The organism is Pseudoxanthomonas sp. LARHCG66 (assembly GCF_052871755.1).
This window is the reverse complement of sequence record NZ_JBIXJW010000002.1, coordinates 585,081-601,108: the sequence shown is the minus strand read 5'-3', so window position 1 is coordinate 601,108 and position 16,028 is coordinate 585,081. Positions and strand designations below refer to the sequence as shown.

The following is a 16,028-nucleotide window of genomic DNA, read 5'->3' as shown; positions in this document are numbered from 1 at the left end:
CGTTTGCACCAATGAAGCGCGGCCCTGGTGGGCCGCGTTTCTTTTTGGTGCATGGCGTGCCCGCGCATTGTGCGCAGTGCGTGGTCTTGTCATTCCGCTCACATCACGCGATCTAGAATGAACGAGACACCCGTTGTCATGGGAAAGGCGTGGAGCGCAGACAGGTATTGAAGGGCGCCATCGCGTTGGCGGCATGGGGCGCGATGCCTCGTGTATGGGCACAGGCGAGCGTCACGGCAGGCGCCACGCCAGGCCACTTCTCACTGGAAACGGTTCCAAGACTTGCACGGATGCTGGCGCGCCAGCCTTATCGCGCACCCGATGAAACCCTGCCGGCGTCACTGGATGTCGGCTATGACGGCTACCGCGACATACGCTTCGATCCCGCGCAGGCGATCTGGCGCAAGGAGGCGCTGCCGTTTCGAGTGCAGATGTTCCATCGGGGCTTCCTGTTCAAGCAGCGCGTCGAGCTGTGGCGCGTGCACGAGGGGCTTGCCGAACCGATCACCTACTCCCCCGACCTGTTCGACTTTCCGGAAGGGGTGACACCGCCGCGGGACCCCGCGCTCGGGTTCGCCGGCTTCCGCGTGCATGCGCCGCTCAACCAGCCGGACGTGTTCGACGAACTGGTCGCATTCCTGGGCGCCAGCTATTTCCGCGCGCTGGGCAAGGGGCACGCATATGGTCTCTCCGCACGGGGACTGGCGTTGGGCAGTGGCGACGCGGGCGCGGAGGAGTTCCCGCTGTTCCGTGCCTTCTGGATCGAACAGCCTTCGGCAGGCGCGAAGCATCTGGTTGTGCATGCGTTGCTCGACAGTCCCAGCGTGACGGGCGCATTCCGTTTCGTGATCCGCCCGGGTGGCGAAACCGCCATCGACGTGCAGTCGCGCCTGTATCCCCGCGTGGACCTGGCGCATGCCGGCATCGCGCCGTTGACCAGCATGTTCGAGTTCGATGCCGGTGATCGCGTGGGGACCGACGACTACCGTCCGGCCGTGCACGATTCGGATGGGCTGGCCATCTTCAACGGGCACGGCGAACAGATCTGGCGTCCGCTGAGCAACCCGCCGCGGGTCCAGCACAGTGCGTTCGCCGATGCCGATCCCCGCGGCTTCGGCCTGATGCAGCGCAAGCGTGGCTTTGGCGACTATGCCGATATCGAGGCGCGTTACCACCAGCGTCCCAGTCTCTGGATCGAACCCAGGGGAAATTGGGGAAGAGGTGCCGTCACGCTGGTGGAGATTCCCACCGGCGACGAATACCACGACAACATCGTGGCGTTCTGGCGGCCCGCCGCGCCGCTGCGTGCGGGGCGCGAACACCGCTTCGACTACCGCATGCACTGGTGCGACACGCATCAGTGGGACGCCGACCTGGCCGTCGTCACCGACACGCGCATTGGCGCGGCGCCTGATCCTGCGCGTCGACTGGTGGTGATCGATCTGGATGGCGGCCGCCTGGCCTCGCTGCCGCGCGATGCGAAGCTGACACCGGATGTGTGGGCGGCGAGGGGCGACATCGTCGGTGCGGTGGTCTATCCGAATCCGGAGACGCGGGGCTGGCGGTTGAGCTTTGAATTCTGTCCCCAGACAGGGAACACGGATGGACGTGACGTGGAACTGCATGCGCGCGTGCTGGAGGGGCACGTGCCGTTATCCGAAACCTGGCTGTACCGGTGGAGCACCTGACCATGAACACACATCGCGTGGATGATCCGCTGCAGCAGGAGTGGCTGCCCCCGGAATCGCCGCTTGCCATGCCGGTACAGGACCTGCGGACAGGCCGTCTGTCGTCAAGAGCGCTGCCCACATCGCCCCCCGCCATCAGGCGGCGGCGTGCGTTGGTAATGGGTACTGCGATCGCGCTGACCCTGTTCGCGACCTACCAGATCTGGTGGGTATTGCGTGGCGACGGCATCAATGTGCTGGAGGGCGTGCTGCTCGCGTTGTTTGTTGCGCTGTTCGCCTGGATCGCGCTGTCGTTTTCCAGCGCACTGGCTGGCTTCGTGCTGCTGTTGCGCCGACGCCCGCATCCACTCGGCATCGATGACGCGGCGGCGCTTCCCGAGCTATCGACGCGCACGGCCCTGCTGCTGCCGACCTACAACGAAGACCCGCATCGCGTGCTGGCCGGCCTGCATGCGATGCATGAGTCGCTGCAAGGTACGGGACAAGGGGATCGCTTCGACTTCTTCATCCTCAGCGACACCACGCGCTCGGAAGTTGGGCATCAGGAAGTGGCGGCCGTCCGGGCTCTGCGGCGCAGGCTGGGTGCCGATGCACGTGTGTTCTACCGCCGTCGCCGCGAAAACGCGGAACGCAAGGCGGGCAACATCGCGGAGTGGGTGCGGCGTTTCGGCGGCGCGTATCCGCAGATGCTGATCCTGGATGCCGACAGCCTGATGACCGGCGACACCCTGGTCCGTCTGGCGGGTGCGATGGAACGCAACGCCAGCGTTGCACTGATCCAGACGCTGCCGATGATCGTCAATGGGCGCACGTTCTTCGCGCGCATGCAGCAGTTCGCCGGCCGTGTGTATGGCCCGGTGGTCGCGCATGGCATCGCCTGGTGGCATGGCGCGGAAGGCAACTACTGGGGGCACAACGCTATCATCCGGACTGCGGCGTTCGCCAGGCACGCCGGCCTGCCCCATCTTCGCGGCGGCAAGCCGTTCGAGGGGGCCGTGCTCAGCCATGATTTCGTGGAGGCTGCGCTGCTTCGCCGTGGTGGCTGGGCCATCCACATGGCGCCGGGGTTGGGCGGCAGTTACGAGGAAGGACCGCCTTCACTCACGGACATGCTGGTACGCGACCGCCGCTGGTGCCAGGGCAATCTGCAGCACGGCGCGGTGCTGCCGGCGCGCGGTCTGCACCGCATGCATCGGCTGCATCTGCTGGTCGGCATCGGTCACTACTTCACTGCGCCGATGTGGGCCATGCTGATGCTGGTCGGCCTGGCCATCCCCTTGCAGCAGGCCGGCTTCAACCTGAGCCAACCGCATCTGGAAGGCTTCACGCCTGCGCTCTACTGGCGCGGTGGCGATCCCGCCCGCTTCCTTTGGGTTTTCTACTTCACGATGACGGTACTGCTGGCGCCCAAGGTGATGGGTTGCATGGCCACGCTGGTGCAGCCGGCGTTGCGTCGGCAGTGCGGCGGTGGGCTGCGCATCATCGGCAGCGCTTTGCTGGAAACCGTGATGGCGGCATTGATGGCGCCCGTCACCATGTACGTGCAATCGCGTGGCGTGGCGGAAGTGCTGGCCGGACAGGATTCCGGCTGGGAGACGCAGCGCCGCGACGACGGCAGCGTGCCCCTCGCCAGCCTCGTGCGCCGCTACGCGGGATTGACGTTGTTCGGCGCGAGCAGCGGCGTGGTCGCCTACCTGGTGTCGCCCGCGCTCGCGGCGTGGATGGCGCCGGTCGTGCTGGGCATGGTCCTGTCCATCCCCATCAACGTCCTGACGGCATCGACCGTGGTCGGCCAGCGCCTGCGTGCTGCCGGATGGCTGCGCATTCCCGAGGAGTCCACGCCTCCGGCGATCCTCAGTCGCGCCCTGGCGTTGCGCGCCGCACCCGACGACACGCCATCGGCACCCGTGGCCTCCGGTACAATCCTCGCGCTGGGGGCCTATAGCTCAATGGTTAGAGCAGAGGACTCATAATCCTTTGGTTCCAGGTTCGAGTCCTGGTGGGCCCACCAAAAAGTAGTATGAATTCCGGCGCGGTACCGACCCCAGAAGTTGAAACTTTGTTTCAACTTACGATGAAAAAAAGGCGATAGTTGCAACGACTTGCCTCCGAATGACGGCCAGATGGGGCGTTCTAGCGATTTTCGGCCAGAAGCGGACATCGAACGTCTGACAATCAGGCCGACCCAAAATGCGAGTTCGGCCTGAATTGCTAGACCCAACACCCATGGGAGACAAAAGAGACGAACATCGCCAGGGTCTGAGCGTACGGCGATGACGACTGTGTCCCGCACTCGATTTCTCCAGCCGTTGCGAATGGAGCTTGGGCTGGCGCCAAGATCCATCCGTCGTTGGTGTCGCCAGAGATTAAAGCGCGCGAATTCCAGATGCGGGACAAGTGTCGCAGTCCTCTAAAGGCAAGCGACGCGCGAACACCGCTTCACCAGCTGAAGCCGGCGCCCGCCGACACGCTCTTCTCGCCGCCACCGAAAGCGGCACCCAACGACACACTTGCGCGGTTGCCGATCACACGCTGGTAGCCAACCGCCATGGCCTGCTCACCGCCCTGCGCGCCGATGCCCACGCCCACGCGGTTCTTGCCCGCCAGGCCTGCTGTGTTCATCGCCATGCCGGCGTAGGCACCGCTCATCGCGGCCATGGTGTCGATGCGGCGATCCAGATGACTGAAGCGGCGGTCGACGTCGCCGCGGAAGGCGTTGAAGTCGTCGCTCAGTCCGGTAAGTTCGGTGAAGCGGGCATCGGTGTAGGCATTGGCCGAAGCGAGTGTCGTGGCGTCGCCAGCATCGGCGTAGTCCTGCGCCGTCGCCAGCGTGACCGCATCGCCCGCGGCGATGTCGTTACGCACGGCGGCTTCTCGGGTATCGGTATAGCCATTGGCCGTCGCCAGCGTCGCAGCGTTGCCGGCTGCCATATCGATGCGCACCGCAGCTTCGCGGGTATCGGTGTAGCCGTTCGCGGTCGATAGCGTGGCCACATCGCCCGCGGCCACGTCGTTGCGCACCGCAGCTTCGCGGGTGTCCGTGTAGTCGTTCGCCGTGGCCACCGCGTTACCTGCCGCGTCCAATGCTGCATCGGCCGTCGCCTGGGCGGTGTCCGCGGTCGAAAGTGCCATGTCGGCGGTCGCCTGTGCATCGCCTGCTGCGTCCAGCGCCGAATTGGCCGTGTTCGCCACCGCATTCAACTGGCCAACGTTGACCGCATCAGTGGTGGCGGTACCCGCCGCGACATTGGTGACCTGACGCTGTTGGCCTGAAGAACCGACCGAGACCACGTTCGCGCGACCCTGATCACTACTGTTGTAGCCCAGGGCGACCGATCCACCCCCGTTGGCCGACGCGCCGGTGCCGAGCGCGATGTTGTTGTTGGTGCCGCTGGAACCCGAGGGGCCCGGGAAACCACAGCACATATCCGCGCCCCGTCCGCCCGTGCCGGCGCTGCTGCCATTGCCGATGGCGATGTTGTTGTTGCCACCTGTCCCGCCAGCGCCGCCGGTGCCACCTGCGCTACCAGTTCCTCCCGCACCGCCATTGCCTGCGCTGCTGTTCGCGCCAAGCGCGAGGTTCGCTGCGCCGCCCGCGCCACCCGTGCCGGCGATGCCTCCGGCAGTGGCGATCCCACCCTGACCGCCATTGCCTGCACTGCTGTTTTGGCCTATTGCAACGTTGCCGGTTTCGGCGCCCGGCCCGCCAGCCCCGGCCGTCCAGCCTGGAGGAGCAGGGCCATTGCTGCCATTCACGCCCACCGTACTGCCCGGCATGCACGCCATGCCGCCGGTGGTGGGGTTCTGGTTGCATGGCTGCGTGGGTGCGGTACCACCCACCACCTGAGCTTCGGCCGACGTCGTTGACAAAAGCAGGCCGCCACCCGCAGCCAGCATCAGCATGAAATGACGGACAGTATTGATGTTGCGGCGATACCTACGCATGGCGATGCCCCCTGTGGCATGTCGCCGGCCGCCACGCCATGACGCGGCCACCCACCGGCGACGATGGCGCACACGGTAGGTGCCGCATCCCGCCCCGGGTATCCCTGAAATCAGGTAAAGCACTCCCGATCCGCCCTCGAGGCCGCGCTCACGCGGCCAATGGCAGATCCAGTTCCAGCGCAGTGCCTTTTCCATCGGAAGCGCCCGCGATGCGCAGCTCCGCCCCGAGTCGCTGGGCGCGGTGGCGCATGCTCGCCAAGCCGGCACCTGCGGCCCGGGCCTGTCCGGCCGCGGGTGCCGCCCCGGCAAGGCCGACGCCATCGTCCCGCACGCGCAGCTCAAGGCGATCACCGGCACGGCGCAGATGGACGTCGACCCGCGCCGCGCGACTGTGCTTGAACACATTCGTCAATGCCTCCTGCAGCAGGCGCAGCAGGTCCAGGCTGCGGCCGGGCCCCAGTTGCAGACCCTCCAGACCTTCCACCCGCCAATGCGCATCGATGTCCGCCGCTTCCAACAGGCGGCTGGCGCGATGGCGCAGCGGGGCGATCAGCGTGGCCAGGTCGGCCTGCTCCTGCGCGGTGGTATCGATCACCAACCGCAGGTCGTCGCGCATGTCCTTCAGCAGATCCACCACCTCTGCCCTCGAGGTCTCGTCCGGCGCCTGCTGCAGGCGGGTGATCGCCCCCACCAGCGTGCCGCCGAAGCCATCGTGCAGGTCGCGCACCAGCTGCAGGCGCTCGCCTGCACGGCTGTGCGCCAGCGCCAGCGCGTGCTGCTGGTTGAGTGTGTCGGCCAGGGTCACGGTGGCGGCCTGTACTTCGCGATGGAGTTCGGCGTTGAAGCCCTCCACCCGCTTCATGGTCTGCGCGAAGCGATAGGCCAGCACGAACCCCATGCCCAACAGCATGACCGGCGAGGTGAACGACCCCAGGTAGCTCACGCCGCCGTACCAGCCCATGTACACACCGAGGTCGTGCAGCGACACCAGCAACGGGACGCTGATGCAGGCCGCAAGCACCTTGTAGTCGCGGCGATCGCTGCGCAGCGCGAAGACGACGAAGACCGCGCTGACGACGTACAGGAACAGGATGGCGGGGGTCACGTACAGATTGCGCAGTGGCCCCATCCAGTGCGGAAACGATAATCCCAGCACCATGCCCGCGCCCGCCAGCGCCAGCAGCGCCCGCTCGAAGCGCGGCCATCGCCGCTCCGAGAACCGCAGCAGGAAGATCGTATGGGTGGCGGCGGAGGCCACGAAGACCGCCGCGATGAAAGCCTGCCATCCGTCCGTCGTGCGGAACGGCCAAGGACTGCCGGCGATGAAGTTCCAGTCGTACAGCCTGCCAAAGACTGCGCTCAACGCATACCAGCCATACAGCGTGTCCTGCGGGCGTAGCAGCCAGAAGATGCCGATCATCGCCGCCAGCACCATTCCCACGGCGGCGTCGAATATCTGCATGTCACGACGTGCAAAACGCTCCCGCTCGTACTGGCCGCGCAACACGATGGGATCGCCCACGCTGACGGTACCGAACGCAGGCTGATAGGCGGCCAGGCCGGAAACCCGCACGAGCAGTTCGTTCTGCCCTTCGCGCAGGAGCGCCGGCGGCACTGTGTAGTAACGCGGCACATGCCACTTGCGTGACAGCGGCTCCACCAGTGAGGCGTCCCGGTCGATCGGCTGGCCATTGAGGGAGACCGCGGCCGCCAGGCAGGTGTAGTCGAGCAACAGCCCGACCGGCTGCGATGCATCCGCCTGCTGCCAGCGGACGCGGTACCACACCACGCCATCATGGCCGGGCCAGCGCTTCTCCCACAGGTCGCGCAGTCCGACCGGTACCCAGCCCTGCCGCGGGGGCGCCTGCGCCGACCAGTCCGACCGCACGGCATCCGCCTGCTCGATCCGTGTCACGTGCTGCGCCTGCACGGGCAGCATGGCAAGCATCGCCAGCAGGACGACCAGGCACCGGACGATGCGCCTCACTTCAGCAGGCCCCGTGCCCGCGCCTCGTAAACCGCCTCGGTCCGTGACCCGACGGCCAGCTTGCGATAGATGTTCTTGACGTGGCTTTCGATGGTCAGCCGCGACAGCGAGACCAGCTCGGCGATCTCGCGATTGGTGAACCCCTGCGCCACCAGCTGCACGATCTCCATCTCGCGCTGCGACAGCGGCGGCACGGGCGAGGACCGCAGCGCCGGATCGGCGCCGACAGGCAGCAGCGCCAGAATGCGGCGCGCGATGGAAGGATCGATGGGAGCTCCGCCGCGTTGCAGGCTCTTCAGCGACACCACCAGTTCCTCGTCGTCGCGCTCCTTCAACAGGTAGCCGACAGCGCCGCTGCGCAAGGCCGTCAACACGCTTTCCTCTTCCGCGAACGACGAGACGATCACCGCGGCAGCCTCGGGAGCGTGCGATCGCATCCACGCGATCAAACCATTGCCGTCGCCATCGGGCAGGTACATGTCGACGAGCGCCAGAGTGTAGGGATGCGCCTGCAGTCGCGATCGCGCCGCGTCGAGCGTATCGACTACGTCGATACGCGCCTCGCTGGCCAGACCTGCCACCAGGCGTTGCAGGCGGTGACCGGCATGGATGTTGTCTTCCACAATCAACACATCCGACATAGCGATCGGTTGCATCTCGATCAAACCCCAGCGCTGGAACTCAATCAAGTCTAGCTGTGCCACTGACCGCCGGCCACTCGACGGGCTACGAACATGGCTAGCCCCGCGGCTCCATGAAGCCCGCCATCCTCACGCGACTGACAGCCAATCCACAACGCGAAGGCAAGAACCAGCCAGAGCGACCTGCCATCCGTGGTGGCGCCTCTCTGCTAGCGAAGCTATGGCGTCCGCTTCTGGCCGGAAGCGGACTCGTATCTTTGAGGAAATTCAGGCCGCTTTGGAATCAAGCTGTCGATCAGTTCCCATCGACTTGCAGGCGTCCAAATAGTCCGCCCAAGCCTGCATCATCTTCTTGCGTTCGGGCATGTGCTTCGCAAGATTGTAGATGGCCCTTACACCTTGCCCTTTGTGGGCGAGTTGGCGCTCGATCGCATCTGGATTGAATCCGAGCTCGTTGAGTAATGTGGACGCCATGTGGCGAAATCCGTGCCCAACGATGGTGTCTCCGTCGTAGCCGAGGTTTCTCAGGGCGGCGTTGATAGTGTTCTCGGACATGCAGCGCTTCGGGTTGCGGACTCCAGGGAACACGTACTCCCGGTGTCCGGTCAGCGGCTGTAGATCGCGGAGGATGGCAACCGCCTGTTCCGCCAGTGGTACGACATGCGGCTCCGTACTTGGATCTTCTTTAGCGGCTTTTGGCAACTTTCTTCGCGCGGCAGGGATGACCCAGCGCGCGCCTTCCGGATTGTCCAGATCGAACTCGTCCCAGCGAGCGCCACGGAGTTCTCCCGGTCGCACAAAGGTCATGGGCGCCAACTTCAACGCCGCAGCGGTCACAGGTTCGCCGCGGTACCCGTCCATAGCACGCAAGAGTCCTCCGATCATCTTCGGATCGGTGATCGTTGGAAAGCTGCGCTTCCTACGTGATGGTAGGGCCGCGCCCAAGTCGGCTGCCGGGTTCCGCTCGGCCCGCTCCGTAGCCACGGCATACTTGAATACACTGCTGATCGCGGCCATGACGCGATGTGCCTGTTCGTGATGACTGCGCTCGACCATACGGTTGAGTAGCGGCCGTAGATCCGACACTCCGACATCGGTGATCGGCTTTTTGCCTATCCATGGCAGGACATGGGCTTCAAGGCGGACCCGTTGCTTTGCATGATGGCTTTCGGTCCAGCCATGAGCCTTTACAGCCAGCCATTCGCGTGAGATGACCTCAAAGCTGTTGCTGGCTCGCTCGGCCCCGGCAGACTGCTCTGCCTTCCGGTGCTCGCCGGGGTCAATGCCTGCGGCGAGCTGCTTGCGGGCCCGATCTCGCTCAGCGCGCGCCTCTGCAAGGCCTGTATCGGGGTAGGTACCCAGGCTGAGGGTATTCCGCTTGCCTGAAAGAGGGCGCCGGTAATCCAGCCGCCACCAGCGCGCGCCATCGGGCCTGAGGATCAGGTACAGACCCCCTCCGTCGCGCAATTTTATGGGCTTCTCTTCAGGCTTCGTTTTGCGAATGGCGGTATCGGTCAGGGGCATGCCTCAGGCTCCATGGCGGTAACAACTTTGGCGGGCTACCGCCTACCGCCAAAGTTACCGCCTGCTACCGCCGGCTTGCAACGGATGCCCTGGGACTGCGTCGGACACAAAAAAGGCCGGAAGCCTTGATTTTGCTGGGCTTACCGGCCTTCGTTGGACTGCTTCGGACTATCACGTGGTGGCTATGGGTGGACTCGAACCACCGACCCCAGCATTATGAGTGCTGTGCTCTAACCGGCTGAGCTACATAGCCGCGTGAACCGCGTATTCTTCATTTCGACCCCCTGCCTGTCAAGCCGGGGCGCCGCGCTTGTCGCCTGCGGCAGGGCGTGGCAGAGTCGGGCACAGTAGATTTATGGAGTCCGCATCGTGATCGATCCGGACGGCTACCGACCCAACGTCGGCATCGTGTTGATGCGGCCGGACGGCCGGGTGTTCTGGGCGCGACGCGTGCGCCGGGATGGCTGGCAGTTCCCGCAAGGCGGCATGAACACGGACGAGACACCGGTCGAGGCCATGTACCGCGAGTTGCGCGAAGAAACCGGCCTGTTGCCCGAACATGTGGAAGTTCTGGGCGTCACGCCCGGGTGGCTTCGCTATCGCCTGCCCCCCCGCGCCATCCGGCGCAACGAACGCCAGGTCTGCATCGGCCAGAAGCAGGTGTGGTTCCTGCTGCGCCTGGTCGGCGACGAAGCCCATGTCCGCCTGGACCTGACCGAGAGCCCGGAATTCGACCACTGGCGCTGGGTGGATTTCTGGTACCCGCTCGAGCACGTGGTCATGTTCAAGCGCCGCGTGTACGCCAGCGCGCTGGGGCACCTGGCCTCGTTTGCCCGCGGCGTCGCGGGCCCGCAGGCGATCCCGCCACAGCTGCCCGACCCCCGGGCTTCGGTGGAAGGATCCCGCTGGCGTGGCCGTGACCGGCCGGCACGTAAACGGGGTGGTACCGGTGAACCTGCCAAGAATTGACAATCATTCTCATCTTGGGTGAAATGGTGGCGGGCCATCCCGTGCCCGCCGCACTGCCACCGCCACCGTGTACGTCTGCATCTGCAACGGCGTGACCGACCGCCAGATACGTGAAGCCGCCACCGCGGGATGCACCACCGTGGCCGAGCTGACCATGCGTACGGGCGCGGGCGCCAACTGCGGCAGCTGCCTGGACATGGCGATGGACGTGCTTCAGGCCGCGCAACCCGCATCGCGCGAGCCGCTGTTCCCCATCCTGACGCTCTCGCACGCAGCCTGACGTCCACGCGACCGCCCGTCGGCGGCGCGGCATCCTTCCAGAATGATCACGATTCGCGTTCCGTCACGGCGCGCGTGCACGGGCTAACCTTTGCCGTCCTTCCGCCCACGGAGCATGGCCATGAAAGGCGACGCCAAGGTCATCGAATACCTCAACAAGGCGCTCTACAACGAGCTGACCGCCATCAACCAGTACTTCCTGCACGCCAAGATGCTGAAGAACTGGGGCTTCAAGGAGCTGGCCGAGCACGAGTACAAGGAATCCATCGACGAGATGAAGCATGCCGACAAGCTGTCGGAACGCATCCTGTTCCTCGATGGCCTGCCCAACTTCCAGGCGCTGGGCAAACTGCGCATCGGCGAAACGCCGCGCGAGATCCTCGAGTGCGACCTGGCGCTGGAACAGGAAGCGCTGCCGCCGCTGCGCGAAGCGATCGCCTATTGCGAATCGGTGGCCGACTACGTCAGCCGGCAGCTGTTCGCCAACATCCTCGATTCCGAGGAAGAGCACATCGACTGGCTGGAAACGCAGTTGTCGGTGATCGACCGCATCGGCGAGCCGAATTACCTGCTGACCAAGCTCGAAGGCGACGACTGACCGTTCGCCGCTGCCGGCGGCAACAGCGGCCTGCCGAGTTGTTGCGCGGCGTAGCCCTGCAGCGCCATGCGCGCACGCGCGTACTCCGCGATGACCAGCGCGACGGCCACGGCCGGGCGCTCCAGCTTGCGGGCACGTGCGCCCAGTTCCACACGCTTGGCGGCGGCCGACAACGCCATCGCGCCCACGTTGGCGCTGGATGATTTGAGCGTATGCGCCGCATCACGCATGGCATCCAGATCGGGCACGGCAGCCGCCTTCTCCAGCGTGCCGATCAGGCGCGGCGCGTCTTCCAGGAAGATGGTGATGATGCGCGTGGTTTCGTCGCCGGCGATCTCGCGCAGTTCTTCCAGCATGGTCTGGTCCAGCACCGGGAAACTCGGCGCCGGCGCGCGCGCGGTGGCGACAGCCGGGACCGGCGGTGCCGGTTCCGCAGCGGGCACCAGCGCAGCGTTGCGCAGCACGAAGTTCATGCGGTCCGGCAGCCAGCGGTGCAGGCAGCTTTCCAGTTGCTCGCGCGACACCGGCTTGGCGAGATAGTCGTCCATGCCGGCATCCAGGCAGCGCTGGCGATCCCCGGCCATCGCATTGGCGGTCATCGCGACGATGGGCAGGCGGACGCCATCGGCGCGCTGCGCCTCCAGGTCGCGCCAGCGTCGCGTCGCGGCGTAGCCGTCCAGGACCGGCATCTGGCAGTCCATCAGGATCAGATCGAAGTGCTCCACCTGCATGCGCTTGATGGCGATGTCGCCATTGGCCGCGGTCTCGCAGTTGAAGCCGAGTGCCGACAGCAGCTTCTGCGCCACCAGCAGGTTGACCGGGTTGTCTTCCACCAGCAGCAGGCGGGGCTCGGTGCGCATGGCGCTGATAACGGCAGGTTCCGGGCCCGCAGCGGGCGCCTCCGCCTCACGAACGGCAGGGACGACCGGTGTCTGCGCCTCACGTGCCTCGGTCAGGCTGGGCGGCGCGGGATCGAGCGGCAAAGCAGTGGTCCTGGCTTCCGGAAATATCTCTTCCATCGCGGCGGTACCCGCTTCCTGGTCAGGCTCCGGCGCCGCACCGGTCAGCGCTGCACGGAGGTCCGCATCCGGTGACTGCCGCGACAGCAGGGTGCTGCGCGGGTGCAGCTCGGTCGGGACGGTCTCGTCGCCGTACAGCCAGACCAAGCGCAGCGGATCCGGTGAAGGACGCCGCGCGATGGCGCGATGCAGCGCCAGGGCGGTGCTGCGGATGCCACCGATGTCGGCGAGGACGGCCAGATAATCCTGCTGCGCCTGTTCGCTGACCAAGCGCAGCCGGTCCAGCGCTTCCTGCGTGGTTTCCACCGCCACCGGTTGCATGCCCCAGTTGGTGGCCAGCAGCGTGAGTCGCTGCCGCAGCCGGGCATCGGGGGAGACGATGAGCACGCGGCCATGGTCCAGCGCGCCGTTGTCGCGCTGGCGCAGGTCGCCGATGACCTTCATCAGCGGCACTTCGAACCAGAACGTGGAGCCGCGCCCGATCTCCGAGACCACGTCGATGCGGCCGCCCATCAGGTCGACGATGCGCCGGCAGATCGCCAGGCCGAGCCCGGTGCCGCCGTACAGTCGGGTGGTGGACGCATCGGCCTGGCTGAAGGAATGGAACAGGCGATGGCGTGCATCTTCTTCGATGCCGATGCCGGTATCCCGCACCTCGAAGCGCAGTAGATGCTGCGCGGCGGTTTCGCCGAGCCGTCGCACCACCAGCGTGACCGAGCCGCGATCGGTGAACTTGATCGCGTTGCCGACCAGGTTGGTGAGCACCTGGCGCAACCGCACAGGGTCGCCACGGACCGGCAGGCGCACCGCAGGATCCAGTTGCAGGCTCAGCCGCAGCCCCTTGTTTTCCGCGGGGCGATACATGAGCTGCAGCACGCTGTCGAGCAGTTCGCGCAGGTTGAATCCGGTGATCTCCAGATCCAGCTTGTTCGCCTCGAGCTTGGAGTAGTCGAGGATGTCGTCCACGATGCGCAGCAGCTGGTGCGAGGATGCGGTGGCCGTGCTCAGCATCTCGCGCTGGTCCGGTGCCAGCGGTGCACGCGACAGCATCTCCAGCATCGGCACGATGCCGTTGAGCGGGGTGCGGATTTCATGGCTCATCGTGGCCAGGAATTCGCCCTTGGCCATCGCGGCGGATTCGGCGGCCTGCTTGGCGCGCATCAATTCCTGTTCAAGCCGGTCGTGCCGCTGCAGATCGCGTTGCAGGCTGTCGCGCTCGGATTCGGCCATCGCCGCACGCGCCTGCATACCGGCGCGCTGATGGGCTTCGCTGCGCGATTGCAGCCCGGCGGCGACGGCCGCGGCCAGCCCCGCCGCACCTGTTCCGAGTGCGACGGGTATCCAGGGCCCCGCGATGCCTGCCCAGTGCAGGCCCATCGACGCCACCGACGACGCAGCCAGCGCCACCGTCACCCACGGCATCACCGGCGTCCGTCCGGTGGTGGGCATCGTTACAGCACCGCGTTGTGGAAGTCGAAACCGAGCTCGCTGCCGACTGCCTGCACCAGGTTGCCCTGGATGAAGTCGACACCGCCCATCCACATGGCCGCTGCGGCCTGGGGATCTTCGATCTGCTGTCCGATCACCTGCAGGCCCTGGCGGTGGGCGTTGTCGATGATCCCGCGCAACTGGTCGCGCAGGACCGGATCGGCGTGGGCGCTGGCGTACTTGCTGGAAACACGTACGAAACCGAGTGGCAGCTGCGTCAGCAGGGCGTCGGCTTCCACTCCGGGCTCGAACTGGCTGAGGCAGAACTGCACGCCGGCCGGCATCAGCTGCTGGCAGAACTGCCGCAGGGTGACGGTGTGGATCAGGGCGTCGGACAGGCGCAGGTCGATGACCAGCGACGTGCCCTCGATGCCGCGCGCGCGCAGTGCATCCAGCAGCCATGGGGCATGCGATTCGCGCGCCAGCGAGCGCGGCGACTGCGAGACGAACAGGCGCAGCGACGGTCCCATGGCCTGTCGCTCGGCCAGCACGAACAGTGCGTGCTCCAGCACCCAGTGATCGATCTGCGCGATGCCACCGGCGAGTTCGGCCGCCGGGATCACCTGTGACGCGGGCAGCAGCGAGCCATCGGGCTGGCGCATGCGCAGCAGCACCTGGTATTGCGCCTGGTCGTTGCCAGCCACCGCCACGATCGGCTGGTAGGCCAGTTCGAACTGGCCATCCTCCAGCGAGATGCGCGGGGCATCGTCGTCGACCTGGGCCGGTATGTACTCGGCCAGGCTGTCGGACTTCAGGCGGGCCTGCAGCACGGCACGCTCGATGGCCTCCAGCGCGCTGCCGGCGTCGGCGAAGCCGAGGGACAGCGCGGTGTAGCCGATCGAGCCGCGAAGCTTGAGCACTTCGCTTGGGCGGGTTTCGAAGTCATGCCCGGCCAGTCCGTCGCGCAACTGCTGCGCCAGGGCGGCCAGGGTCGCCTCGTCGACGCTGTCGGCCAGCATCAGGAAGCTGTTGTCGTTCAATCGCGCCACCGGGTGCGGCGACGCAGCGGCAGCCAGCTGGCGCCCGGCCTGGCTCATCAGGTGCTCGAACACCGCATAGCCATAGCGTTCACGCAGGCTCAGCGCGCTGTTGACCTCGACGAAGAACAGCCCGCCGCGCCCCTGCCGCTGCAGCGACTCGCCGAGCTGCTGCAGCACGAAGGTACGGGTGGGCAGGCCGGTATCGGTGTTGAGCGAGGGCCGCGGCGCCTGCTGGGCCTGGCTGCGCTGGCGCGCGCGCTGGATGCGGTTGGACACCGCCGCGATCAGGTGGCGCGGACGGATCGGCTTGTTGAGGAAGTCGTCGGCGCCGCTCTCCAGGACTTCGAACTGGCGTTCCGGGTCCGGGTCGCCGGTCAGGAACACGATCGGCAGGTGCAGGTACTCGGGCTGTTGCCGCAGCAGCATGGTCAGCGACATGCCGTCCCTGCCGGGCATGTGCAGGTCCATCAGCACCAGGTCGGGACGGAAGCGGCGCATGGCATCGAGCAGGCCATCGGACTGCATCTGCACGTCGGCCTGCATGCCGGCGCCATGCAGCACGCTCTGGGCGAACAGGGCCTGCCCGCGGTCGTCTTCGACGATCAGCACGCGATAGGGCGATTCCGGATCGACGGGTTCACGGGGTCCAGCCGGCGTCGCGGCAGCCGGTGCCGGCGGGGGTGCGGACCTCGCGGGAGGCTCGGTAGGCGTGGGGGGCTGGCTGGTCATCTCGACGGGCTCTCCGGCGCCGGGTTCGGCCGCGTCTTCGGGGGCGGCATCGTCCACCCAGCGGCGCCAATGGTGCGCCGGCGGGGTTTCTGCGCGCAGGCGCGAGCGTGAAGGCTCATCCTGCGGGCGGGATGTGGAATCGATGGCGGACATCAGGCTTCCCCAAGCTGAGCCCCATTAT

General features: G+C 66.3%; 11 protein-coding genes and 2 tRNA genes. 6 read left to right on the top strand and 7 right to left on the bottom strand.

Going from position 1 to position 16,028, the window contains the following annotated elements; genetic code table 11:
- Nucleotides 1–149 precede the first annotated feature (149 nt).
- The 3 genes from ACIPRS_RS09760 (at nucleotide 150) to ACIPRS_RS09750 (ending at nucleotide 3,699) form a co-directional block, all read left to right on the top strand.
- Nucleotides 150–1,688, top strand: a complete 1,539-nt coding sequence (locus tag ACIPRS_RS09760; protein ID WP_446538406.1) for a glucan biosynthesis protein — start codon at nucleotides 150–152, stop codon at nucleotides 1,686–1,688.
- Between the two features lie 2 nt (nucleotides 1,689–1,690).
- Nucleotides 1,691–3,661: a glucans biosynthesis glucosyltransferase MdoH gene (mdoH, locus tag ACIPRS_RS09755; RefSeq protein ID WP_446538458.1), complete on the top strand. Its 1,971-nt coding sequence runs from the start codon at nucleotides 1,691–1,693 to the stop codon at nucleotides 3,659–3,661.
- A tRNA-Ile gene (locus tag ACIPRS_RS09750) sits at nucleotides 3,624–3,699 on the top strand. Before mdoH ends, ACIPRS_RS09750 begins: the two co-directional genes overlap by 38 nt.
- Before the next feature lie 428 nt (nucleotides 3,700–4,127).
- Here the strand turns inward: ACIPRS_RS09750 and ACIPRS_RS09745 are convergent.
- The 5 genes from ACIPRS_RS09745 to ACIPRS_RS09725 all read right to left on the bottom strand — a co-directional run bounded on the left by ACIPRS_RS09745 (nucleotide 4,128) and on the right by ACIPRS_RS09725 (nucleotide 10,038).
- Entirely contained in the window at nucleotides 4,128–5,633 is a 1,506-nt protein-coding gene (locus ACIPRS_RS09745; RefSeq protein ID WP_446538405.1) for a YadA-like family protein, read from the bottom strand.
- Between the two features lie 148 nt (nucleotides 5,634–5,781).
- Complete coding sequence (locus ACIPRS_RS09740; RefSeq protein ID WP_446538404.1) at nucleotides 5,782–7,620, bottom strand: sensor histidine kinase; 1,839 nt, start codon at nucleotides 7,618–7,620, stop codon at nucleotides 5,782–5,784.
- The gene (locus ACIPRS_RS09735) at nucleotides 7,617–8,309 is read right to left on the bottom strand and encodes a response regulator transcription factor (RefSeq protein ID WP_337730832.1); all 693 of its coding nucleotides are present in this window, start codon (nucleotides 8,307–8,309) and stop codon (nucleotides 7,617–7,619) included. The genes ACIPRS_RS09740 and ACIPRS_RS09735 overlap by 4 nt, the downstream gene beginning before the upstream one ends.
- A gap of 219 nt (nucleotides 8,310–8,528) precedes the next feature.
- Nucleotides 8,529–9,785 carry a tyrosine-type recombinase/integrase gene (locus ACIPRS_RS09730; protein WP_446538403.1) on the bottom strand — a complete coding sequence of 419 codons (1,257 nt, stop codon included), beginning with the start codon at nucleotides 9,783–9,785 and terminating at the stop codon, nucleotides 8,529–8,531.
- A 176-nt stretch (nucleotides 9,786–9,961) separates the two neighbouring features.
- Nucleotides 9,962–10,038: transfer RNA gene (locus ACIPRS_RS09725), tRNA-Met, on the bottom strand.
- A gap of 116 nt (nucleotides 10,039–10,154) precedes the next feature.
- Between ACIPRS_RS09725 and ACIPRS_RS09720 the strand changes: the two genes are divergently transcribed.
- The 3 genes from ACIPRS_RS09720 to bfr all read left to right on the top strand — a co-directional run bounded on the left by ACIPRS_RS09720 (nucleotide 10,155) and on the right by bfr (nucleotide 11,631).
- On the top strand, nucleotides 10,155–10,754 hold the full coding sequence (locus tag ACIPRS_RS09720) for an RNA pyrophosphohydrolase (protein WP_337731772.1): 600 nt from the start codon (nucleotides 10,155–10,157) through the stop codon (nucleotides 10,752–10,754).
- A 67-nt stretch (nucleotides 10,755–10,821) separates the two neighbouring features.
- On the top strand, nucleotides 10,822–11,034 hold the full coding sequence (locus ACIPRS_RS09715; protein ID WP_337731771.1) for a (2Fe-2S)-binding protein: 213 nt from the start codon (nucleotides 10,822–10,824) through the stop codon (nucleotides 11,032–11,034).
- A gap of 120 nt (nucleotides 11,035–11,154) precedes the next feature.
- Complete coding sequence (gene bfr, locus ACIPRS_RS09710) at nucleotides 11,155–11,631, top strand: bacterioferritin (protein WP_337731770.1); 477 nt, start codon at nucleotides 11,155–11,157, stop codon at nucleotides 11,629–11,631.
- On the opposite strand, the gene ACIPRS_RS09705 is transcribed toward bfr, so the two are convergent.
- Together ACIPRS_RS09705 and ACIPRS_RS09700 are read right to left on the bottom strand one after the other, a co-directional pair.
- Nucleotides 11,598–14,063 (bottom strand): ATP-binding protein, encoded by a 2,466-nt coding sequence (locus ACIPRS_RS09705; protein ID WP_446538457.1) that lies wholly within the window; start codon nucleotides 14,061–14,063, stop codon nucleotides 11,598–11,600. The genes bfr and ACIPRS_RS09705 overlap by 34 nt on opposite strands.
- A gap of 38 nt (nucleotides 14,064–14,101) precedes the next feature.
- Nucleotides 14,102–16,000, bottom strand: coding sequence for an EAL domain-containing protein (locus ACIPRS_RS09700; RefSeq protein WP_337731769.1), 1,899 nt, complete (start codon nucleotides 15,998–16,000; stop codon nucleotides 14,102–14,104).
- Nucleotides 16,001–16,028: the final 28 nt, after the last annotated feature.